This window comes from Deltaproteobacteria bacterium, from assembly GCA_016931625.1.
GTDB lineage: Bacteria > Myxococcota > XYA12-FULL-58-9 > XYA12-FULL-58-9 > JAFGEK01 > JAFGEK01.
The window spans coordinates 1-23,678 of record JAFGEK010000074.1 but is presented as its reverse complement, the minus strand read 5'-3'; the positions used below and the strand labels follow the sequence as shown (position 1 = coordinate 23,678).

Annotated in this window: 20 protein-coding genes; 12 read left to right on the top strand and 8 right to left on the bottom strand. The window is 41.9% G+C overall.

Features of this window, described 5'->3' with window-relative positions; all coding sequences use genetic code 11:
* The first annotated feature begins 538 nt into the window (after window positions 1-538).
* From JW841_06705 to JW841_06695, 3 genes are read left to right on the top strand one after another with little or no spacing between them, the layout of a single operon-like run.
* Window positions 539-1,987: a hypothetical protein gene (locus tag JW841_06705; protein ID MBN1960618.1), complete on the top strand. Its 1,449-nt coding sequence runs from the start codon at window positions 539-541 to the stop codon at window positions 1,985-1,987.
* The gene (locus JW841_06700; GenBank protein MBN1960617.1) at window positions 1,977-4,253 is read left to right on the top strand and encodes a hypothetical protein; all 2,277 of its coding nucleotides are present in this window, start codon (window positions 1,977-1,979) and stop codon (window positions 4,251-4,253) included. Before JW841_06705 ends, JW841_06700 begins: the two co-directional genes overlap by 11 nt.
* Window positions 4,254-4,255: 2 nt before the next feature.
* Window positions 4,256-5,422 carry a hypothetical protein gene (locus JW841_06695; protein MBN1960616.1) on the top strand — a complete coding sequence of 389 codons (1,167 nt, stop codon included), beginning with the start codon at window positions 4,256-4,258 and terminating at the stop codon, window positions 5,420-5,422.
* 23 nt (window positions 5,423-5,445) lie between these two features.
* On the opposite strand, the gene JW841_06690 is transcribed toward JW841_06695, so the two are convergent.
* Window positions 5,446-6,513 (bottom strand): hypothetical protein, encoded by a 1,068-nt coding sequence (locus JW841_06690; GenBank protein MBN1960615.1) that lies wholly within the window; start codon window positions 6,511-6,513, stop codon window positions 5,446-5,448.
* Window positions 6,514-6,578: 65 nt separating this feature from the next.
* Complete coding sequence (locus JW841_06685) at window positions 6,579-7,457, bottom strand: hypothetical protein (protein MBN1960614.1); 879 nt, start codon at window positions 7,455-7,457, stop codon at window positions 6,579-6,581.
* Window positions 7,458-7,835: 378 nt separating this feature from the next.
* Here JW841_06685 and JW841_06680 point away from each other — a divergent pair, with 378 nt between their 5' ends.
* The 5 genes from JW841_06680 (at window position 7,836) to JW841_06660 (ending at window position 13,397) form a co-directional block, all read left to right on the top strand.
* Window positions 7,836-9,311, top strand: coding sequence for a sigma-70 family RNA polymerase sigma factor (locus JW841_06680; GenBank protein ID MBN1960613.1), 1,476 nt, complete (start codon window positions 7,836-7,838; stop codon window positions 9,309-9,311).
* Between the two features lie 407 nt (window positions 9,312-9,718).
* Window positions 9,719-10,231: a hypothetical protein gene (locus JW841_06675; GenBank protein ID MBN1960612.1), complete on the top strand. Its 513-nt coding sequence runs from the start codon at window positions 9,719-9,721 to the stop codon at window positions 10,229-10,231.
* 45 nt (window positions 10,232-10,276) lie between these two features.
* A complete protein-coding gene (locus JW841_06670) occupies window positions 10,277-11,149 on the top strand; it encodes a hypothetical protein (GenBank protein MBN1960611.1) in 873 nt (290 codons plus the stop codon).
* Window positions 11,133-11,390: a hypothetical protein gene (locus JW841_06665; GenBank protein ID MBN1960610.1), complete on the top strand. Its 258-nt coding sequence runs from the start codon at window positions 11,133-11,135 to the stop codon at window positions 11,388-11,390. Before JW841_06670 ends, JW841_06665 begins: the two co-directional genes overlap by 17 nt.
* Before the next feature lie 21 nt (window positions 11,391-11,411).
* Window positions 11,412-13,397 (top strand): hypothetical protein, encoded by a 1,986-nt coding sequence (locus tag JW841_06660; GenBank protein ID MBN1960609.1) that lies wholly within the window; start codon window positions 11,412-11,414, stop codon window positions 13,395-13,397.
* Between the two features lie 13 nt (window positions 13,398-13,410).
* On the opposite strand, the gene JW841_06655 is transcribed toward JW841_06660, so the two are convergent.
* A complete protein-coding gene (locus JW841_06655; protein MBN1960608.1) occupies window positions 13,411-14,196 on the bottom strand; it encodes an EAL domain-containing protein in 786 nt (261 codons plus the stop codon).
* 123 nt (window positions 14,197-14,319) lie between these two features.
* Window positions 14,320-16,896: an ATP-dependent chaperone ClpB gene (clpB, locus tag JW841_06650; GenBank protein ID MBN1960607.1), complete on the bottom strand. Its 2,577-nt coding sequence runs from the start codon at window positions 16,894-16,896 to the stop codon at window positions 14,320-14,322.
* 293 nt (window positions 16,897-17,189) lie between these two features.
* On the opposite strand from clpB, the gene JW841_06645 reads away from it, so the two are divergent.
* The gene (locus JW841_06645) at window positions 17,190-19,490 is read left to right on the top strand and encodes a CotH kinase family protein (protein ID MBN1960606.1); all 2,301 of its coding nucleotides are present in this window, start codon (window positions 17,190-17,192) and stop codon (window positions 19,488-19,490) included.
* On the opposite strand, the gene JW841_06640 is transcribed toward JW841_06645, so the two are convergent.
* Window positions 19,462-19,860 carry a hypothetical protein gene (locus tag JW841_06640; GenBank protein MBN1960605.1) on the bottom strand — a complete coding sequence of 133 codons (399 nt, stop codon included), beginning with the start codon at window positions 19,858-19,860 and terminating at the stop codon, window positions 19,462-19,464. The genes JW841_06645 and JW841_06640 overlap by 29 nt on opposite strands.
* Window positions 19,861-19,909: 49 nt before the next feature.
* Here JW841_06640 and JW841_06635 point away from each other — a divergent pair, with 49 nt between their 5' ends.
* Genes JW841_06635 through JW841_06625 form a run of 3 tightly spaced genes read left to right on the top strand, consistent with a single transcriptional unit; the run spans window position 19,910 to window position 22,435 of the window.
* Window positions 19,910-20,920, top strand: a complete 1,011-nt coding sequence (locus tag JW841_06635; protein MBN1960604.1) for a lipid A biosynthesis acyltransferase — start codon at window positions 19,910-19,912, stop codon at window positions 20,918-20,920.
* A 9-nt stretch (window positions 20,921-20,929) separates the two neighbouring features.
* Window positions 20,930-21,661, top strand: coding sequence for an SDR family oxidoreductase (locus JW841_06630; protein ID MBN1960603.1), 732 nt, complete (start codon window positions 20,930-20,932; stop codon window positions 21,659-21,661).
* Window positions 21,662-21,667: 6 nt separating this feature from the next.
* Window positions 21,668-22,435: a dihydroneopterin aldolase gene (locus JW841_06625; GenBank protein ID MBN1960602.1), complete on the top strand. Its 768-nt coding sequence runs from the start codon at window positions 21,668-21,670 to the stop codon at window positions 22,433-22,435.
* A gap of 75 nt (window positions 22,436-22,510) precedes the next feature.
* Here the strand turns inward: JW841_06625 and JW841_06620 are convergent, their stop codons facing one another.
* From JW841_06620 to JW841_06610, 3 genes are all read right to left on the bottom strand, one after another.
* Window positions 22,511-22,939, bottom strand: a complete 429-nt coding sequence (locus JW841_06620; GenBank protein MBN1960601.1) for a HEPN domain-containing protein — start codon at window positions 22,937-22,939, stop codon at window positions 22,511-22,513.
* Window positions 22,926-23,246, bottom strand: a complete 321-nt coding sequence (locus tag JW841_06615; GenBank protein MBN1960600.1) for a nucleotidyltransferase domain-containing protein — start codon at window positions 23,244-23,246, stop codon at window positions 22,926-22,928. The genes JW841_06620 and JW841_06615 overlap by 14 nt, the downstream gene beginning before the upstream one ends.
* A gap of 216 nt (window positions 23,247-23,462) precedes the next feature.
* A partial coding sequence (locus JW841_06610; GenBank protein ID MBN1960599.1) for a hypothetical protein occupies window positions 23,463-23,678 on the bottom strand: 216 nt, incomplete at its 5' end.

Sequence of the window (23,678 nt, the reverse complement as noted above, 5' to 3'; positions counted from 1 at the left end):
TTTTAAATTCATGCCATTCACTTAAAGATTGTTTTAATTTGTCTAACAATTGATTTGTATTATTCATACTACAATTATATATATATATTGTATTTTATACAATACAATATATTTGTACCCTCTCCTATTGACTAAAATGTGAACCCGAATTTAAAATGCTTGGCAATAAAATGTTTGCACAGTGGCAACTTGGTTTACAAAGTTTGACTTAATAATCAACAACCAAGACCACTCCCTATTACTACTATTAATTTTATGCAGATTAGGCATTAAATATCTAATCTGCAAATTTTATATCAAATATATTTACGATCGGCAAAAGCCTTTAACACTGGTCTTACAAAAGATATTAACGGTATTTTTTTAACCGACAAGTGGTGGTATTCAGGCCGGTGCAGTTATCTACGGCGGCGAATTAATGCAAAAAAGAGATCTGATAACCGTATACCCGTGGTCTTCTGACGTTTGCACCTCTATAAAACACTCTGCAAAACACTCATTTGAATATCACTTGTAGACCTGGTAAACTTACACTTTAATGAGAGCAACCCTTTGGGTGTTTCTGCAGGCCTACCAGTTCTACCAATTACCGCGCCTTGGTAAACTATTTTCTATTATATGCCTGAGCTTTGTTCTACTTTTACCAACTTTAGCATCCACCAGCAAGGCTGCATCTGTGGCTTTACTACCTTTGAGTGCTGAAGAAATTCCTAAACGAAATCAACGTTTACTCGAAGAAGCCATAGTTGCCGCTTTAAGTGAATCGGTAGATGCAAGTGCACTCAGTCCCAACGATATCGACGAATCGCTCAACAAAAAACAACGCTATACGTTACGCGAATGCAATACTGCTGCCTGTTGGCTTCGTGTTATAGGTAAGCTTTCGCTAACCCAGTTTCTTCATATAACTGTGCTCTCCGAACGCAAAAATTATCTACTTTCATGCAAGTTAATCGACATATCACAAAAACGCATTACCAAACGCCTGCAACTAACCATCGAGAAAAATCCCGCAACCTTTGCAGCAAGCGCGCAAAATCTCATAAGTACAATTTTTGAAAATACCCAAGCTGCGAAAAATACCTTGGCTAGCACAACCAACGATACGGCTGAAAAAATTGAAGCCAGTAGCCATACTCCTGACTTCTCTTCAGAGCCATTGCTGCCATTGCCAGAGGTTTTGCCAACTGTAATTAGCAATGTTGGAGAATACCAGTGGACCGATGGTGTCGGATTTACCCATCCGCTCAAACAACCAGTAGTTGCGGATACACCTCCTACTGGAGGGTCTTTGGTCTTGAGCATGCCCGAACTAGTGAACGCCACTTTTGATGAAGGGCATTTTAGCTTTTTAGGTGCGCGTACTACCTTAAACCCGGTTTATAATTCTGGTGATCTTTTTGCAACTCCCGCCCAAATGTATGAACTTGAACTACGTCATTTCTATGAATGGCGCGCTCCCTATTGGTTTATCGCGCCATGGATTGATTCTCGTTTTACCCTTGGTACTGCAAAAATTCTCCGCGAAGACTTAAAAGTGATTATGGGCAGCCTTGCAGGTAGAGTAGGTTGCGATTTACATCCATTACCGTGGTATCAAACACGTCCGATCTTCGCCATAGGTGGATTTGTCGGGGGCCGTTACTATTATAATTACTGGAAAGATACTGCCTGGAATGAAGTATCACAAAACGATGACCGTGGTACTAACATTGATTATGGCATTAGTCTACGTTTACGTTCTTTCGAAACCCCAGAAGAGCGCGCACTATTGACACTGACCGCGACTTATTTTCAACGCCGTGCCAATAGTATTAACGCCGCTTATGCAACGACTGACTTGGCTATAACCTTTGTTCCTATATCATTAAATTTCTTTATCGAGCGCAGAATTTCGACTTCGGGAGATTTCACCTTTGCAACTCCCTTTGGCGAACTCATGGCTTCGCAAATGCGCATCGGTGGAGGCATCAGTCATGTGTGGTAACCATCACTCATGCTTTCTTCGCAAAGCTCTACCTATGATGTCACCGCAGGCAAGAATCATCCTACTGCTTATTTTGTCGCCATTGGCATTGACTATTAACTCTTGTTCTTCAACGCTAACGCTTGATGATTATAATGCGATTTTCGCCAAGCAATCGCATAGCCTAGGACGAATAAGCAGCGGTCAATCTCTTTTAATCTATCCCAATGGTGCTAGCTGTGATGTAAGTATCACCCCTGCGGATAAATTTCCGGTTACTGAAACATTGCTATTGCCATTAACTGAACAAGAGCTGGGTAAACATATCTCTGAAGTGCAAATACGCACTATAGCCATTAGCACTAGCGACCCTCCCAGCTTAGGATTACAAGTTACGCTTCCGAATAAATCCATTCGCTGGCTAGTATTGCGTGGCTCTGGTCCTTTTAACTGCCTGGTCCAATTTGACCAGGAATTCAAAAGCCGTTTAGCACTAGTTGGCAAATTCTATAAATTTACGCCTTGGCGCCGCGAATGCACTCACCTTGTCGCTGTAGGAAAAGGTGCAGCGAGCATTCTTGTCGAGTCCCAAAATATTGGGGCTCTGCAAATTGATGCGGTCGAGCTTGGTGATGCAAATGGTGCTTTTCGTGCAGATGACGCCATGATCCCCTGGATACGATTTCTTGATGGCAAACTCAAAGTTCGCGCTGATGTGCTCGATACTTGTTTTGCTCCAAGAGATGAGCATCAAAAGCAATCGCCAGAAGACATCACTCGCTTTTTACGTGTGCCCAAAGGTTATTGCAGCAGCAATGACGACCACGGTGCACAACATCTCGAATGTCGTTCATCTTTAGGAGTATGGGAAGGATTGATTGATAAGCGCGGCGTTAATTTGACTTTAGTGCGGCGAACTATTGGCGCGGTGCATTTTCGTGATCAACGACCGGTAATCGGTACCCGCTATGCCCGCTCAATAGTAGCAATACTTACTGACAAACCTAGCAGTGCTCAGGTTGCGGCACTCTACGAAACTATTTTCAAAGCGATAAAAACCGTAACTGAAAAAAGCGATGGTTCGGTACGAATGCTGCCCGGAAACATCAAGGGCGCTACCCACCGTCTATTCATCTCCGTTGAAAACCTCAACATCGGCGAAGTAAAACGACGCGAAGAGACCGCTACCAGTCGTTTTATCGCCCGCTACGAAGAGCGCACCAATCCCGCCAAAGAAGAAACACGCCAAGCTATGGAGAGAGCCGAGCGCGAGTATCGCGATGCTAAAGAGCGTTACGATAGTGCCAAAGAAAGCGCACAGCGTACTTATGATGAATGCGTCGAAGCTGCCAAAAAAACTAAATCACTCAATCATAAAAGCGGTATCGCGGGACTTCTCCTTGACGCCGCCATCGATGTAGGTGGCAGTGTCGGCTGTGCTGCGCTAACCGATCCCAGTGAAGACGAGCTCAATATGGCACGTCAACAACGTCTTGAAACACGTGCTACCTATGACAGTACCCCCAGCACCATACAGGTACCGATCGAAGAAGACTGGAAGTACACTAAGTATATAGCGAGCAGAACGGCAGAAGGTTCCGTGAAAATTACTATGACACCTGTTGATGGCGAGCCCGCAACCACCGCCATTCCTCTTAGCTATACTTGGCAGGATAACGAGGTCGCCAATGACCCGACCCATAATGTCGAAGGCCATCCAATGAATAAAGAGCCGATTAACTCACCAGATGCACTAATCCCAATGATCGCGCGCGAGCTAGCACTCAAAGCGCAAACCCAAATCAACAATTATCTAACCGCTGCCAATTTTGACGCGGCCAAGGCCGAGTTCGCTCGCAGTGGTGCTGGTGAAGTAATGGCCGGTTATGAAAATGTGGATATTGCCGCATACGATGTTGCCGGCCCTCGCTTAATAAAACCATTGCAGCGAGGCAGGTCAAAAGTCACCGCGGCTAGCAGCACCTCGATTTCTACAGTTGATATAAAAGTGGCATCTGGCCATTGTTTGCTTGCTGTGGCTGCTGCTGACGACAATAAGCCACTCAAACTCACTCTGGCTACCACCGACAAACGTACTGCTGACCAACGTGGCCAAATACCTGCTGTCATCGAACTTTGCCCCGAGAGCCAACAAAAAGCGCAAGATCTAATGGTAAGCAGTGATAGCAATGGCGCAATTCGCTGGGGGTTGTACTTGACCAATGCCACCATTAATTCCCCTAAAAATGCGTTAACCCCAGCACCAAAGCCTAACATCACGGAGTAAGCATGCGGCATCATAACCATGATGTTGTTCGTGAGCATGCGCCATTACTAGGCGTTATTATCACATTACTATCAGCCTGCGAGATGGGTACCCTACGCGATGATATTGATTGTAACCAATTCGGTAACTGCCCGCTTGCACCTGTACAAATTTCAGCAGGAGTAAGTCATACTTGCGCTCTTTATAATAATGGCACAATTAGCTGTTGGGGTAATAATAACCATGGGCAACTCGGCAATAGCAATACCTCAAGCAACTACTCATCTACTCCTGTGAATGTCGATGGCCTGCTAGACAGAGCCATAGCCGTTGCCAGCGGTGGTTATCACACATGCGCCTTGCTCGCTGATACTACCGTAATGTGTTGGGGTGATAACGAGGCAGGTCAAACAGGCACTATTGCCAATGACAGTCAGCGAACTCCGATATTAGTAAGTAATCTATCAACAGTAAGTGCGATCGCCGCTGGCTATTTCCACAATTGTGCCTTATTGCAAGATGGTACTGTAAAATGCTGGGGTCAAGGAGGATTGGGTGAATTGGGCAATGGCGCCACTAATGATAGCAATACCCCAGTCGCAGTTACCAATCTCAGTTACGTGATGGCAATTACCGCGCATCTAGGCAACCATACTTGTGCGCTTACCAACATGCATGGTGTTAAATGCTGGGGACTTGCCGAATACGGCCAATTGGGTGACGGTCGTACTCTTACCCCTGATGATATCGCCGCCACTCCAGTTACGGTCAGCGGCTTATCTTCAGGTGTCGCTGCGATTACCGCAGGAATTGTACATACTTGTGCTTTACTTAACTCGAATGGACTCAAGTGCTGGGGCAATAATGATAGCGGCCAGCTTGGCAATAGCTCTACCACTACTAGTAGCACCCCGCTAACTATAATTAGCTCAGATGTCTTGCGCGTTAACGCTGGCTCGTTTAATACTTTTGCTTGGATTGACAACACTTTGAAATGCTGGGGGGCTAATGGCTATGGTCAACTCGGTGACAATACAACAATAAATCGAAGTTATCCGGTCGCAGTACAAGCTACATCTGAGGAGATAATTGATATTACTGGTGGCAATCAGCATACCTGTGCCATCCTTGCGAGTGGCGTAATACAGTGCTGGGGAGATAACAGCAGCGGACAGCTGGGTGACTGGTAATCTATGTAAGAGTTTTTCAGTTACTATACTTCAACCGCCGCTTGGTTTTTATCTTCATTTTCTGCTCTTACTGCTGCAATAGTTTCTGGATTATTATAAAGCATTTCTGTTTCAAGCCAACGTCGAGATACTAAGTGACGCTCAGCTAAATACTGTACGCGTAACAATATTAAATCTTGAATACGCTTAATCACCTCTTCATTAAGGTCCCCCATTTCATTTACCTGTTCAAGAAAACTATCAAATAATAAACCCACCTCTCGTGGCAGACGCTGACGAAATGCTTGGCAAAAGATTATACCCTCAATACTGGCAGCACGTGCTAGTCGCCATAATCCAGCTTTTTGAAATAACTCTTCAGTGTCATTAAAATTAACAACCACACGCGATAAAAAATGTTGCGCCACATTTTCATCAGGTAGATCTATCTGTGAGGCACTGCGTACCGCTAAAATTAGTTCTTCAGCGTGATTGCGGGGCAAGCGTCGACATAATTCTGCCAGCGCGTTCTTACCCATTGAGACAAATGCTTGTCCCAACTCAATAAGCCCTAAATCACGCATGAGCTTAAAAATCTCGCCGCGCTCAAGTTGAATTACATCACGAAAAGCAAAACCTTTTGCTGTTGGTTGAGGCATTAAAGTAAATCGCGCTTCATACATCAATCGTACCGATCGTACGATATCAGCATGTACTAGCTTCATCTCTTCACGTGGCGGCAAACGTTGCCTAATGCCCGGCGGCAAGCACGCAAGTAATGAACGTACGATTGGATTAGGTAAACCCACTAATACCGTGGCTACCATACGCGGACTTTCACCTTTTAAAGCTTGTAATAACCATGAAGCATCAATTTTATCAACACCACGCAGCCCACGAAAAGCTAATGCCTGCTTAATTTCATGGACAATAAAAGCAACCCGCTTTTCTGCAACAATGGTGCTAAGCGCCTGTGCTTTTTCGCGTAACCGTTGCCGACTTTCAGTGGGCAGTCCTGAAAATATTTCAACGTCTTCGCTACTGCCTACAGTCAAAGTAGTCAGTAACAACATCGTTTCACGTTCACTGAGTGGTTCAAAAAAGGGATGCATCCTTAAATATCACTCCTATGGCTGCACCCAAAAACTATACCCATAAAATCAATAACCAAACTTTTTTAACCTGGCGGTGGTGATTCACCCATAGCTTGTAATGCTTCTACTGAGCGTTTGCGTGCTTTAGCAATTTCACTTTGCAATCTATTCAAACGATTTCGCGTTGAACGAACTTGCCATTGTGAAAAAATAACAATGATAATCAGCAGAGCTATTAAAGCACCAGCCCCGATCACAATACCGGTCATTACTTTGGGGTTAATTCTACTAGTAATACTTGTAGACGCACGTTGATTCTTTTTAGGTACGCTTGTTGCAACTGGTCGCATTACTACAACGACTTGCTCTGGCATTAATTTTTCAACGCCAGCAGCTACAATTTTTTGCACCTCACCTTCACTTATAGGCTGAGAACCATCAGGGCGAGCTAAATATTTAATAGTGACACTAGCAGTGGTAGCTGGTTCTTGTTCTTTGGTAGTACGTAAAGCGCTTTCATCGGGAGAGACAACCTGTACTTCTACATCGAGCACCCCTTCAATTAATTTCAATTGACGCTCAATTTCACCTTCAAGCGCTGCTAACTTTTTGGCTTTTTCTTCAGATGAAGTTGGAATAAGCCCGGTTGTAGCAAAAACATCAATATAACCTTTTGAAACACGCCGCGGTAGCTCGTTCTCGTTTAACACTTTAATTGCATCAATGCGTCGAGAAGCTGCTACGGTAATATCGTATACTACTTGACGACCAGAGGTATTAGTTAGCTTATCAGCGTTAATATCACGTAACGCTAGCGTTTCAATAATTCGATTAGCTTCACGCTCATTAACGCCATGCACCACAGTTTCAACGCCGCAACTGCTCATGACAAAACTAAAAATGAGCGTAATAAATGATAAAAACGCGTATTTTGATAAAATCGTAAATTTTTTGGATCGCACTTGCACGACTCCTACCACAAAGTCACATTTTGCCTTAAGATCAAGAGCCACAGAGGCTAGCTTAAGGGCTAGGTTGTTGGCAACTACGCGATGCAATATCCTGACATTATTGCCATTAACAAAATTTCGCAATCAACAATATCGAAATAGAGCACAGTTCTGGGTTGACAATAGGCGTAAGAATGAGCATCTCCTATTGCGCTGCTCGTATTGCTAAGTAAGGTTCTTGGAATACGAAGTGCGTTTTCGAGGTTTATAAAAATAACGAAACCTCGCGGCGACCAACAAAACCGGCGCGAATATCGATAAGCAGCAACATTAATCGGCGCGCCATTGTAGCGTCAGAGGATATCCCGGTATCGAGGACGGGCCAGCATTATGAAAAATAAAGACGATTTGGCGAATAGTGTTATGGACTTAGGGGGTAGTAAAAGTTCATCGACAAGTACCAACAGACGTAAAAAAAATATGCAAACGATCGTTTTATCTAGCTCAGCTTCACGATCGTCTGCAACAGCTACAGCTACTAAAAAAGAACTATCCCCAATAGAAGATGACACGACAGCAGCAACTGAAAACGAAAAAGAAGAAGATCCCACTACTATTTTAAAGGGGATTAGTCTTCCGGCTGAGGCAATCGATGCCCTGCGTATCTATTTACGCCGTGTAGCTGCTGCACCTCAACTAACTCGTGAAACAGAGGTAATAACTGCAAAACGCGTAGAAGTTGCTGAACAGGACGTGGTTAATGCTGTTATTGCTTCAGGCGTTTTAGGTAAAATCAGCTCTGACAATGAAGTATCGAAAGATGATATCGAACGTGGCTTTAATCGTTTGATGTCCTTAGAATCTCGGCTCGATGCTTCTGAAGCTGAAATACAACGCGTGCTTAAAACCCTAAAGATCTCTGAAGATGATCTATCCAAACGCTTAAAAAAAGCTAAGCGCGAACGCGGTGTAGCTCAAAGTTTAAGTAAAAAATTAGACATTAGTGTTGCTGCAGTGCGTCAATTAGATGACTTGCTTACTGCAACACAAATAACTCGTGAGCGAATTGCCGAATCTGCTGGCATGTCAAACGATGCTTTACATGCAACTTGTTATGCTATTCGCAAGGCGCAAGCTAAAGTTAATAAAGCCCGCAGTGAGTTAATTGAATCACACCTGAAACAGGTTGTTTTTATTGCTCGAAAATATACTAATCGTGGCTTGCAACTGCTTGACCTCATTCAAGAGGGCAACATTGGTTTAATGCGCGCTGCCGAAAAATTTGAATTTCGTCGCGGCTATCGTTTTTCAACTTATGCCAATTGGTGGATCCGTCAAGCCATGGTGCGTGCTTTAGCTGACCAAGGGCGCACTATACGTTTGCCAGTTCATCGCACTGAAGCGCTCAACAAAATCTCTCGCACTATGCGTTATCTTACTCATTCTTTGGGACGTGAACCAAACGTACAAGAGATCGCAGATAAACTCAGTATCCCGATTGAACGCGTTGAAGAAGTAATTGGTTCAGCTACAAAAACCGTGTTTTTAGAAACTCCAGTTGGTGATGATAAAGAAGCGACTTTGGTTGATTTCATTACCAACGAAAAGGCTGAATTACCATCGCAAGGCGCAATGTCTACCGAGCTGGCTGTTGAAGCTCGCTCACAAATGTCGAGCCTGACTCCACGTGAGCAAGCGGTGTTAAGTCTGCGCTTTGGTATTAACGAAGATAGCGAACTAACGCTTGAACAAATTGCGGGCAAATTTGCGGTTACCCGCGAGCGTATTCGCCAAATCGAAGCCAAAGCATTAAGCAAATTGCGCCATCCGGCTCGCTCTAAAGCACTCAAAGCTTTTGTTGATTAGTGTTATCACTAATCATTATTTTATATTTATCCCCACTTTTATTGAATTTAAATCTAGGCCTTAGTTAGATATGTGTACATATCTGTCATCCATCGCTTGATCTAAAAAATATCTTTTCAATACCTCCAATACCTAATGGTAAAACACACACAGGTTTATCAAGCTCTGAAGTAGATAAGCATGATAAAAATACCACATCTAAAACCACCGCCACCGTAAATATTAAAAACGGTATAAATGGTAAAGACGAAATAATTGAATGTCCGATTTGTGAAACTAAGCCTCATAACATTGGCAAATTAATTACCGACTCTAAGAGCGCCTTAGACCCAGCGTTTACCCAAACAGCAACAGATAAAGATGTATTATCGCGTAATGAGTGTGCGCAAACTCAAATATTAAAAGTAATGTCATCATGCCTAGACACTGCGACTCAAAAAGAGAACCAACTACCATTGTTGGCGGTTGGCCAAGGCATCATATGCCGCAGCAGTCAAAGCGCTAAAACAAATGAATTAAAGCTATGGTTGCTGAAAAATTCTGGTAAAACCAGCATGGTGCGCAAAGGGTTGGGTTATCTAAGAGAGGGTAAAACCCTAGCAAGCGACCTATTGAGCTTAATGACTTATAATAGATATAAAAACGGCCCCATACCTGGTGAGCGATTTCCGATAGGTTTAGAAAAACCTGATGAATTTTCAGGGGACCCCGAGGCGGCATATTTGTCAATAGCAGCCAATCCTGAGCATTTTGATGAAGCTAAAGAACGCAAAGTAATCGAACATTTGAACTATTCTATTAATGCCATGGATAAAGCACTTTTGTTGTTATTAAATGGTAAATCGATTACTCCTAAAAACATCGAGGTAAAGGCAGACCCCATCTTAGACACGATGGCCAAATATTCGGTAAGCAGTTAGAAACGCCTAGCCATAGATAAAATTATAACTAACCGCATATTATATTTGCAACAGACCGCTAAGGCTCGACGCGTTGGTGATGCCTTATTAGCCTATTATGCAACGATACAGTCATTTTTGCGTCATCAAATTACGGCAAAAGAAAGTTTTCATTATACTAAGGATACTAAGGGCTCGTTGACATTAGCGATAAATACTGTATTACAACTACGCGAACTAAACTCACGCAAACTAATATTAGCAAGTGAAGATTTAGAATCTCATAAGCTTAACAAGTTAGTAAAGAAACACTGGAGTGAAATAATAGTGGTATATAAATCGCAACTAACAGGTAAACCCTTAGTAACCACGAATAAAAAAGAACACTATGACGCCCACTTATACAAAGAAGAGGTAAAGCGTTTACAGCGCATCGAGCAAGACCAAGAGCACGCCAAATTACAAAAGATAGTCAATAGTGCAACAATGGCCCCTATTTTAGCTGATATAAAAGCGGCCGAGCCATCGTTTATTAAACGAAATGGCAAAGAGGTGCTTAAGGCTATAGATTCACCAGTGTTTTGGGAAATGGTGGGGGTAGCGACGGTAACTCGTGGTATAGGCAGCAATGCTATACTAGGTCGTGCAACAACCCCAATAGCTCGGCTATTTAAAATAGCTCGTAAAGGAGAGTTATGCTTAGAAACATTTGGCTTATGTGCTGCTACCATAACGATTGATGGTGTCGCACTTCATGCTGGTATGAATGGCTTGCATTGGGCTCTTGATGAACAAGAGTTAATTGATAATAGCCCCGAGGGATATTTTTGGAGCGTGGTGATGATGGGGGCAGTGCAATTTGCCGGGGCCCTACATGCCAGAGCAGTTGCAAGCTATCCAAGCAGCTCGACAAGCATGAGCAGTGCAGCAAGGCATTAAAACCATGCAAACCGTACGTGCTGGGCAGTTCGCAACTAATCAACAATTACGGGCAATGGCAAGTACAGCAACACCAACTGTAAGAGCTGGCGCCGCACAATTAGTTAAAGACTTTGCGGTTAATAGTATTGAGGCGGGATTGTATTTTACTGAAGAGGCCATCTGTTTAGGTGCCGTTAGTACGCTGCAATTATTGAATGATCAAGGCAATATTGACAATATTGAATTAGCCATTGAATAAACCGTGCAGTTTTTATTGGCAATGCGTATTGCGCATGGTTTGCAACGAAGTTTGGGGTTGGATTTTTATTCACAGCCTCGTGACCCACTATGGCCCAAAGGATCAAAACAAGAACTGCAAACAGCAAGAGAAGCACAGGCTTGGGCCGAATTGGCGGCGGTGTTACAAGCTTGGAGAGCAGATAGTAATGAAGTGACAGTCGGTCGCGTTTTAAATGTATTACGCGCTTATGCCGATGTATTTGCTGTAACTATTGCAACAATGGCGTCGGAGACTGAAGCTAATGGTTCTCAAACCGACGTATTAGGAACTACTAATACTAATACTAATAGTAATACTAATAGTAATAGTAATACAAATGCTATTGCAAGAAGCCCAACGACAACTAACGTACCAGCATTACCACAATCAACAACACTTATGCAAATTGCACCAAGGCCGCAGCCGAAGGCGTTACCACCACCAATAGTTTCGCCAGTAACACCATTTATATCTCTTCCTGATGATGATGTGATCCATGAAGGCTATTATGAACCAACTACCCCAGAAGAGATTCCAGATGAAAATACTTTAACTGCCTCAAGGTATCTTACTGAATTACAGCGATTTTTAGAATCGTTAAGTACTACAACATCTGAAGCCAATACGCATATTAACGATGGCACAAATTATCTCATCGGCAATAACGAATGTGAGGAATACACTAAAGAATTAGAACGAATATATTATGAATTTTACAAAATCAGACCATATTTAGTAGAAGCCGCAAATGTTGGTAATTCACTGGCTCGTCAAATTATCCTAGACTTTATTCACGCTTATACAGAAATCAGAAATGCTGTTGCTATCTTAAGTATGCAACGACAAGCACTTGCTTTAAATGAACTAATCGCAAATGGCCGCGGCTTGATTGAAAGTTATACTTCACAAACAGGTGACCCCCCAGCAACTCTTGAAGATATTGCACAAAACGGTACAGAGGTTGAAACTGCAATAACTACCCTACAAATAGACATTGACAATTATACATCAATAGTTGAATTTACTAGCGAAGATTATCCTGATAAACAAAGACAACTTATTGATTCAATAAATCGAGTAATAAAGAGAAGCAAAGAACATACTGCAAGAATAGATCATTATATCTCCCAAAGTGGTCAACAAATCTCTATAAGCACTAATAAAAAACAAAATTCTACTACCAATAATACTATTAGCTTACCAATTTCACTTACTATTACTTTAAATAAACTTACTAACTATACTAATACACTAATTAATAATTGTACTGCTGCTGCAAACCAACTTGAGACAATAAAAAATTACGCAAATCGAGAAACTATAGACAGTAATATAGGACAGCATGATTTTCCTAGGCGCATTGGACAAGCTCAAACATGTTTAAATTATGCTAAATTGGTCCGAGATGAATTTGAAAAAAATTATGGCCACAAGGTAACAAATGCTGATCCAGCATTTAAGCTAATAACTTTGCTTAATGCTGCTAGAGATAATCTGGATAAAGCAAGACAAAAAGCACAATACATAAACACCGTACATAATAGGCTTAAAGCTATTAAACATGATACCGCTGTATTAATCACTTCAACTGATATAGCATTTACTAACATAATAAAAGCCACTGCTCAAACGGCACAAGGAAAGTTACAAAACGTTTCTAATAAACAGATCAAATCGAAATTAAGTGCTATCAGTCAAGGTTGTAATGTCATCGACAGAGATGCAACGAAATTTATTATTGGAAAACTTATACACTTAGAAAAGCTCTGCTCCTCTATAGAAGCAAGCCCTCAATCAAGATATATAAATTATCAATTAGCTATGCTAAAAAGAGATTATACCAGAACTAAAAACATGATGGCCAGATATGGTATTAATGAAGACACTCAAAATACCTCATCGAGTATAATAAATACATTAGCGTTGCGCTTAAATATAATTACCGAACGAATAGATAAATTATTAAACCCGCCACAACAACCTTAATATTTTTTTAATATTACATCGGCCATTCAGCTTTAGGTAGTGGGGTATCCGGATATGCCAACAAGAACCCTTGACCATACTGCGCCCCGGTGGCGCAAACCGCCACTAATTCTTCGGTAGTTTCGATGCCTTCAGCGACTACGGCGGCGCCCATATGATTACATAGACTTACTATTGAATGCAGCAGGCGAAACTTACGACGATTTTTATCGACGCCGGCAACAAGTTCACGATCAACTTTAACAATATCAGGTTCAAGATCAGATATATATTTTAGATTAGAAAATCCTGCACCAAGGTCATCGATTGCAATACGCACCCCTTTTGAACGCAGCTCTCCAATTACATGCGAACACAAAGCAAAATGACTAAGGGGTACGCTCTCCGTAATTTCCATATAAATAGGGAGCTCGTGCCAAAAAACTGGATCATCAGGTTGCACTAAAAAGCCCTGATTAAATTCATTAGGATTTACATTAAGAAATAAAGGATATTCAGTACAACCATCAAGCGCTAATGCTCGTAACATACGACCAAGTTCACCAACGCACCTTTCTTGCACTGCAGTTGCAAATAAATCTTCAGGCCCTTTAAATTTTGGTGTCAAACTACGTGCTAAGGCTTCGTAACCATAAATTTTTCGTGTTTTAAGATCAACAATTGGCTGATAAACGATACGCACCAAACGTTCGTTAATTATCTGCATCACTTGTGAAATATTTATATTTGCTTCGCCAAGTTCGCCGCTTTGGGCCCTACCCCAAACTCGCGCAAAGCTGCCTTGTTGTTCTTTTGCCATTTTTGTAACTGTAGCGAACAACCAGGGGCAATGCACGATAAGTTATTATTGCAAGTACTACTTGGTTATTTTTCTTAAGTTTTTGCAGATATAAATAGCTGTAGCTTTACAGTACCAGTGGCATTAACGCTTCACGTTAAATACAATTTCACCATCAACAACATCAACATTAATAGTATCACCAATAACAAACTGGCCACTAAGTAAAGCTGTTGCCAAGGGATTCTGTAATAATCTTTGAATAGTTCGCTTTAGTGGACGAGCACCATACACCGGGTCGTAACCAGCCCGAGCCAGCAACTCTTTTGCAGTTTCACTTAGCTCAAGCGTTAAATTGCGCTCTGCTAATAGCTGGCGCAGGTGTCTAAGTTGAATTTCGAGAATGCTTTTGATGTGTTCTTCGCTGAGCGCGTTAAAAATTACGACCTCATCTATACGATTAAGAAACTCGGGCTTAAATTGTTGCCGCAGAGCTTCAGTAGCTAAAGTACGCATGCGTTCAGAATCATTGCCGGCAAATTGCTGTATCGCTGCTGAACCAACATTTGAAGTCATAATCAAAACACTATTGCGAAAATCAACCGTACGTCCTTGACCATCGGTTAAACGACCATCTTCTAAAATTTGTAATAACGCATTAAACACATCGCTATGCGCTTTTTCGATCTCATCAAATAAAACAACAGCATATGGCCGACGGCGCACTGCTTCGGTTAACTGGCCACCCTCATCGTAACCGACATATCCAGGAGGCGCACCAATTAGCCGGGATACTGAATGTTTTTCCATGTATTCGCTCATATCAATGCGGATCATGGCCTGTTCATCATCAAAGAGAAATTCAGCTAATGCACGTGCAGTTTCGGTTTTACCAACCCCAGTTGGTCCCATAAATAAAAAACTGCCAATCGGGCGATGGGGATCGGCTAAGCCCGCACGACTGCGACGCACAGCATCGCCAACCACTTTAAGAGCTTCATTTTGCCCTACGACGCGCTCGCCTAATTGATTTTCAATACGTAAAAGCTTAGCTACCTCAGCTTCAAGCATACGTGAAACTGGAATACCCGTCCAACGCGAAACTATTTTAGCAATATCCTCAGCAGTCACTTCTTCATTTAACATACGATTACCGCTAGTACCCGCTGCCGCCGCTTCAGCCATGACCAGTCGTTTTTCAGTTTCAGGAATAAGGCCATATTTTAATTCAGCCGCACGGTTAAGATTGCCGTGTCGTTCAGCATCAGCCTGCTCAGTGCGCATAGCATCAAGCTGTTCTTTTATTTCACGTGCAAGTTTTAATGAATCAACTTCGCGTTGCCATTGCGCCCGCAGCGCGCCATCTTCTTCTTTTAGTTCTGCAAGTTCAGCCTCTAGTTTTTCAAGTCGCGCTTTTGAGGCGGCATCAGTTTCTTTAAGCAATGCTTGTCGTTCAATTTCTAATTGAATGATACGACGATTAAGATCGTCAATTGCCGTCGGCATTGAATCAATTTGCAAGCGCAAATTACTACCGGCTTCATCAATAAGGTCAATTGCTTTATCCGGCAAAAACCTATCGGTAATATAACGATTAGATAAACGCGCCGCTGCAATAATGGCACTATCTTGAATACGTACACCATGATGCAATTCGTAACGTTCTTTAAGCCCACGTAATATTGACACCGTATCTTCAACAGACGGCGGTTGCACTAATACCGGCGCAAAACGACGCTCAAGCGCGGCATCTTTCTCAATGCGTTTGCGATATTCATCAAGAGTAGTAGCGCCAATACAGTGTAATTCACCACGCGCCAATGCTGGTTTAAGCATATTTGATGCATCCATCGCACCTTCGGCAGCACCAGCGCCCACCAGGGTATGCAGCTCATCAATAAACAAGACCACATCTTCGCTCTCGGTTACATCTTTGAGCACTGCTTTAAGGCGGTCTTCAAATTCACCACGATATTTAGCGCCTGCGACTAAAGCCCCAAGATCAAGGGCAATAATACGCTTATTTTTCATGCCCATTGGCACATCACCGTCAATAATTCGTCGTGCAAGACCTTCGACAATGGCGGTTTTACCAACCCCTGGTTCACCAATAAGTACGGGATTATTTTTGCTACGCCGCGATAAAATCTGCAGCACGCGACGAATTTCTTCGTCGCGGCCAATAACTGGATCAAGCTTTCCTTTGCGCGCTAGCTCAGTTAAATCACGACCATAGCGTGACAATGATTGATAGCGGTTTTCGGGATGATCATCAGTTACCCGATGCGAACCACGTACTTCTTGCAGCGCATTTAATACCGTATCTCGCTTTACTCCCAATCGTCGTAGCACATCGCCGCCGGAGGTTTTGCTCTCAGTTGCCGCCAGTAATAAATGCTCTGCTGATATATAGTCATCTTTGAGTTTGTCTGCTTCTTTACGCGCTTGCTCAAGCACACGATTAAGCGAGTTACCTAAATACGGCTCACCCCCTTCTACGCGAGCGATACGTTTAATTTCAGTATTTAGCTGTTCAAGCAGTGCTTTGGTGGCAACACCAATTTTTTCAAGCAACGCCGGTACTACACCACCTTCTTGTTTCACTAATGCTATGAGAAGATGCACTAATTCAACGACTTGCTGGCCGTTATTAACAGCTATGCTTTGCGCTTCAATTAGTGCCTCACGAGCTTTTTGCGTAAACTTATCTGGTCGCACTATAATCTCCTAACTTAGCGATAAATTTATAATCTTTTATGGGTATCTTAGGTAGTAATTAGGCATATGCAAGCTAAAGCCAAAGTTAAAAACTGTCACCTTTTTGATAACACTAGCGCTGTAATAGTTTGTAAATGTGTAAAAATAATAAAAAACATTAATAATTGAATATTTATGCAAAAATAATCGTATTATCGATGATAGGTTATCAAGTTGACTACTACAGTATAACTTATGTTACAATGTACGCAGTTTTAGCATATTTCTTAAAATTTATCCTTTGCAGGAGAATATAGATGCATACTATCACGCGTTTTAGTTTTTATAGTATATTCATTTTTACTCTTGCTGCTTGTGACGATTTTCCATCTGGTGCAACCAAAGGATGTGAAGAAGCAACAACAAATGATTGCACCGCGCAAACTGATACACAAACACCACAATCCTGTGATCCCAAAACAGAGACGACTGTTGTTGTTGATAATCCTACCCCTTGCCCAACAACCCAGCTTGAAACAATAGCAGGTACAGTATCTGGTCTACCTGTTGGCCAATCAGTAAAGCTAACCCTTAATGACAATGCTAGCGCTACGATAAGTGCTGATGGTGATTTTTCTTTTCTTAGCGCCGTAGCTACTAGCGCTATATATTCGATAAAGGTTACCGAGCAACCCGCTAGTGTTTATTGTGTGGTTGGCCGTGGTGTTGGGGCAGCTCCTGCTGGTGGAGTAAACGATATTAAGGTTACTTGTGACGATGACCCAGCAACCCCGCTCTTTGATATAGACGCTGTACATCAGATTCGCCTTACTATAACTGCTGATGATTGGATGGCCTTCACCCTCACTACTGAACGGTCAAAATATACTAATAATGCCTGGGGCGATAATCCTGATGGCTGGAACGTACAACATGCTTCTGAGTTATATCGCCCGGCAACTTTTGAATTATTAGACACCAATGGTTCTGTTGTTGATAAGGTTGAAAAAGTCGGTTTTCGTATGCGTGGCGCTTATAGTCGAGTTTGGCCGGTGAATTATCAAACTTACGGTGTTGATATTACTTCTGGTATACCTCGTCGCTTTCACTACAATATTAAATTTGATGAAACCTTTAATGAAGATGAAAGTATATTCGCCTGTGTTGATGACCAATTACAACCAGCCAAAGTAGATGGTTGGTTATGTTATAACCGTATTGCCGATGATGTACCATTATTTGAATTTGATAATGATGGTAATCAAATCAGCAAACGTAAATATCGCGGGCTTGATAGTTTGCAGTTAAAATATAATAATGCTGACCAATCTTATATTAGAGAGATTCTCTCTTACGCTATTCTCAACAATCGCAATGTTTTAACCTCTCGCGGCGCCTTTGCCTCGCTGCAAGTTGTTATTACCCCTACAGCAAATAATACTGAACTTTATGGGCGCCAACTGCCCATCACCTACGAAATGGGCGTATTTTCTATGCTCGAGCCCATTGACAAACGTTATTTACAAAAACGTTTTGGTGAAAATAAAAATGGCTTTTTATTTAAAGGCAGCGGTGGTGATCTTACTAATTATAATTCACCAGATCGCAACTATAGCGCTGACTGCGTAAAATATGATCCACAAATCAGTGACCCCAGCTCATATACCAATGCAAACTTTTGCGTCATTGGTGTTGAACGACCTGATCCCGATAGTCGTGAAGAATGGGTAGGCCAAGCTAATGCTAATGCAGGTTTTATCAATAGTGGGGTAAATTTTACTAATTATGGATATACTGAAGTATCAATGTTTAAACCCTACCGTCCACATTACGACCTTAAAACTAAAAAAGATAGCCTTGAGGATGACCTGCAATCTGGTGAAAAAGGGGCACGCAGTGAGCTTACTGATTTAATCAAACTTATAATTAATACAAGTACTACTCTTGCACAGCTTGAGGTGGTGTTTAACGTTGATGCCTTTATTAAGCAACAAGCAGTAGAATTAGCGCTTGGCGCCGTAGACCACTTTGTACGTGGGGCTAATAACTACTATATGTATCAAGACCCTGACACCAAAGTTTGGTCGATGCTAACTTACGATTTTGACTTTGTGTTTCGTGATACTTACCCTGAAAATTGGGATAATGAACATCCTACTTTTAACAACGTGGTAGCTAGTACCATTTTTGACAATAGCAATTCGAATAACACTTGGGCAGAAAATCATTGGCCCGGAAATAAAACTAATCTATGGGATATTGTCTTTTCAAGTGAAACAAACAAACAAAAACTACTTGCAGAAGTGGGGGTAATCAGGCGTGATTGGCTTAATTGGCAGTATCGTATTAAGCCTTTGGCCGAAGAGTGGCTAGATCGCATAGAACCTTATATTTTTGTAACCGATGTTTATGATCCTGAAGAAAGTCTTATCTATATACGTGATGCGGCTTTTGGAGATGAAATTAGGTATATGATTTGGGTCAACCCAACTAATAATCGCTCAATTGATCAAGGTGGCACACTGGTACCAAATTATGTGCAGCCTGTTTCTTCAAACAACACCATTAAAAATTATGTAATTGAGCGCTCTAAAGTGCTGGCAAAAGAAGCACCTTAAGATTTGTGCCAGGATACACATAACCACCATCTGTAGCACGCTTAGCATTTCCGCGTATTTGCGCCCGACTACACATACAAGGGTAAAGAAATCCCGCGCTAGCCAATTTTTCTAATGCAGCTTGATGTTGATGTACCTTAGTATGCTGCTCACAAATACTATCGAAAGTTAAACCTAACCAATTAAGGTCAACTCGCATTTGTTGGCTAAATTCAAGCTTACAACGTTCTTTATCAATATCTTCTAAACGTAAAATTAGCTTAGCCCCACGACTTTTTGCATCAAGCCAGGCCAATAATGCTGCCAACATCGTACCCAAATGAGCTTGCCCAGTAGTAGAAGGGGCAAAACGACAATATTCAATAGTCATTTTTTCTCTACTCGCATTTTTCTCTATCATCGTGCTAAACGCTATGGTTATGAATAGCAGTCAAATGACACAAAATCAGCAACAACCCAATGTAGTTACTAATAATGACGGCAATGCGAAAAAACAAAATGGTTCAAGCATAATTCAGCTTCCAGCGCATTGGGGTCATTGGCAACGTTTAAAAAATGGCTTTATTTTCCTATTTGTACGTCTAAGTTTGGCACTTTTTACCCACCTGCCTTTTGTAATGCTAAAGCTTTTTACTTTAACTTTAGGGTGTCTGGCACCTTATGTTGCTCCTCTTGAACGTCACCGCGCGTTAAAACACTTAGAACTTGCCATGCCAAAGTTAAGCGCCAAAGAGCGGCGAAGTATTATGCGACGCATGTTTTTACATCTTGCGCTTTCTGCTGCTGAGACTGTGCATATCGATCGCTTTATTTCCGGGACCAATGCCGTGCAATTAAGCCCTGAACATCGTGAAGTACTCGATACGGCTCTTAGTGAAGGACGCGGGGTCATTATTATTACCGGTCATATTGGTAATTGGGAGCTATTAGCGCAGGTAGTGGCGCATGCAGGTTATCATGTTGCAAGTATTGCCAAACCAACTTATGACCCACGTTTGACTAAGCTAGTTCAGCAAGCCCGTTGCCGCTATGGTATGCAAATGATTTGGCGTGGCGATGCTGATGTCGGTAAAAAAATGCTTGGCACATTACGCAAAGGTGGTTTGTTGGCTTTGCTTATTGATCAAGACACTAAAGTGCCTGGTGATTTTGTACCTTTCTTTGGCCGACCTGCCTATACTCCGACTACCGCAGCGTCACTATCTTTAAAATTATCGACACCGGTTATTATAACTTGGGATCATCGCGTTAATAATAAACATGTATTACACTTTGCCCGTTTACCGTTTACAAAAAGCGGTAACCATGATGAAAATATTATTCGCTTGACTGCAGCCATTACTGCCGAACTCGAAACCGCGATTAGACAACACCCTGAGCAATGGGTATGGATGCATCAACGTTGGCGACGCCAACCAAAAGATTCATGAGGTTAATTTATGCCTATCGCTATGGTTACTGGTGCCGGCATTCGCGTAGGGCGTGCAATTGCCTTGGCTCTTGCTGATGCTGGCTATGATTTAATATTACATGCTCATAAATCACAAAATGAAGTCAAAGCAGTTGCAGATGATATTTTAAAACTTAACCGACAAGTCACCTTAGTTAGTGCTGATTTAAGTTGTGCTAGCCAAGTTGACGCATTGGCCGCTGAAGTTATCAAGCAGCATCAAGTGATTGATGTGTTAGTTAACAGTGCCGGTGCGTATACCAAAGTACCATTTACGCAATTATCACGAGCAGAATATAGTCAAATGATGGCAATCAATTTAGAAGCGCCACTTTTTCTAATTCAAAGTCTGTTACCTCTACTTAATGCTGCAAAAGCACCATGTGTAATTAATATTACTGACGCCGCCGTTAATAAGCCTTACGCTGGTTATACTCATTATATGATCAGCAAAGCTGCCCTGCAAATGCTGACCAAAACTCTAGCACTTGAATTGGCTCCACACATTAGGGTTAATGCGATAGCCCCCGGTACTATAGCTTTCCCTGATAATTTTGCTAACGATAAACGGCAACGAATTGTTGCACATATACCGTTAGCACGTACGGGACAAGTAGAAGATATTGGTAATGCAGTTGTTTATTTAGCTCGTGATGCTAATTTTATTACTGGACATTCACTTTGCATTGATGGTGGCAACTCGCTATCAGCTGTTGGCTAATTTACCATGAATGCAAATCATCTGGACCGTTTATCTCTAAGTGGTTTATCAGTTGACTGCATCGTTGGTGTCTATCCTAGCGAGCGCGATCAACCACAATCGTTAGGCGTTGAAATAGATCTCTTTTTAGATACCCGCCTTGCTGCTCACGATGCTAAACTGCATGATACCGTCGATTATGCTCGCCTTTGGGGTGAAGTGCGATTTTTATTGCAAGCCTCTCGATTTTTACTACTTGAAAGCGCTGCCGAAGCTATAACTCGCTATATTTTAGCTCCATCTACTCGCGATGTTCCGCATCAAAAAATTCAGGCAGCCACCGTACGTCTAGCAAAACCACGAGCGCTAGCCGGCGCAGGTATGCCAACGCTTGAAATACATCGTCAAGCAGCAGATTATACTTATACTGTTGAGACAAAACCTTTTGGCCAAGTAGATGTCATTTTTGCAACTCGTGGCTGCGGCATTTATCGCGAGCATGTAAATGCTGGTTGCAGTGTACCAACGCATATACATAAACAAATGGATGAATCTGAACTTGTGCTAGGCTCTGGTCTATTAGTTCAAGGTAAGCCAGCAATAACAGGCACCGCGCGCCATTGGCCACGCGGTTTTGCGCACCGCTGGGATAATCCGACTAAGCAAGTACAAACATTTTTATGTGTTGATCGGCCTGCATTTATAAAAAGTGATGAAGTTGAAATTGATATACCGATTAGTGAACTTCGCGATGTTGAAGCCACTAGTTATTTTCGTACGTTGGTGCATCCTTGAGCAACTTCTTTTAGAGATATGGTGCCACACGAACTCAATATATTTAAGTGAGCTTATTCATAATCGTGTCTATTATTATTCGGTTGTTGTAATGAACATTAATTTATCTAATTCATTCTTAACAGATTCTCGTATTTGCTTTGTTAATTCGAGAGCCTGTTTTGCATCATCGTCGGTTGAAATAGGAATATCCCCAGGGTATCGAACATCGACACCATAAACACTTAATATAGATATGTCTTGAAGAAACTTAGAAAAATTAGCATCTTGCTTGGCTATTAAATCAAGGAGTTCATCAAGGTCATGTGTTTTAGGAAATTCAATCTGATACCATACGAGATAGGCTTTTAAATATTTCTCGCACGCTTGTTGACAATGAAAACAAATTGGAGAGGGAAAAGAGATTTCTTCAGACAATAAAATTTCGCTAACTGCATAATCCTCATCTGCCTTTGCAATCCACCTTTTAGTAAGTTCGAGTTTCACCTCATCAGGCGACTTCATAAATAACCTTTCCTTGTTTATGAGCTGGATAGGCAATACTACCAATGACGGATTTAGTTTCCTCAAAACGCTTGGTTGACATCACAATTATGTCAAAAGGATAGTGCATGCCACGCAGTGTTTTTCTAAGACGAACACTTTCCCTCCTTGTATTACCAGGCGATGCTTCAAGAATAAGGAGGTCAATATCACTATCTTTAGTCATTTTGCCGTTGGCAGCACTGCCAAACAAGATAATTCGATCTATCTCAGCAGCGCTAAGAATACGATTGATTATTTCGTCTATGGTCTCTTTGCGTAATATCATTGTAACTGCTTTACCATGATTTACATATCTTTAGAATAATATAAATGTCGCTTATACTCTGTACCGATTGAATTCATGGCACTACACAAGACATGGTGCCACACGAACTCAATATATTGAAATACAAATACTATTTTAATTTCTTGGCATATTATTCATGGTTAAAGTTTATACGAATCAACATCGATAACCCACCATTTTAAAAAAAAATGCCTACTAGATAGCGAGACGAGTTGTTGAAAACAGTATAGTTGGCCCTAATAAAAAATAATAAAGCAAAAAATAACAATAATTACAGCAGGATATGTTCGTGTGGCACCGTGTCCAGGCACCGTGTCCAGCACCGTGTCCAGGTATTTTCTTAGCCAAGTTCAATACATCTACGGCAAAAAGTAGCAGTCTATCAGCTATATCATCGCCTTTCATTCCCCG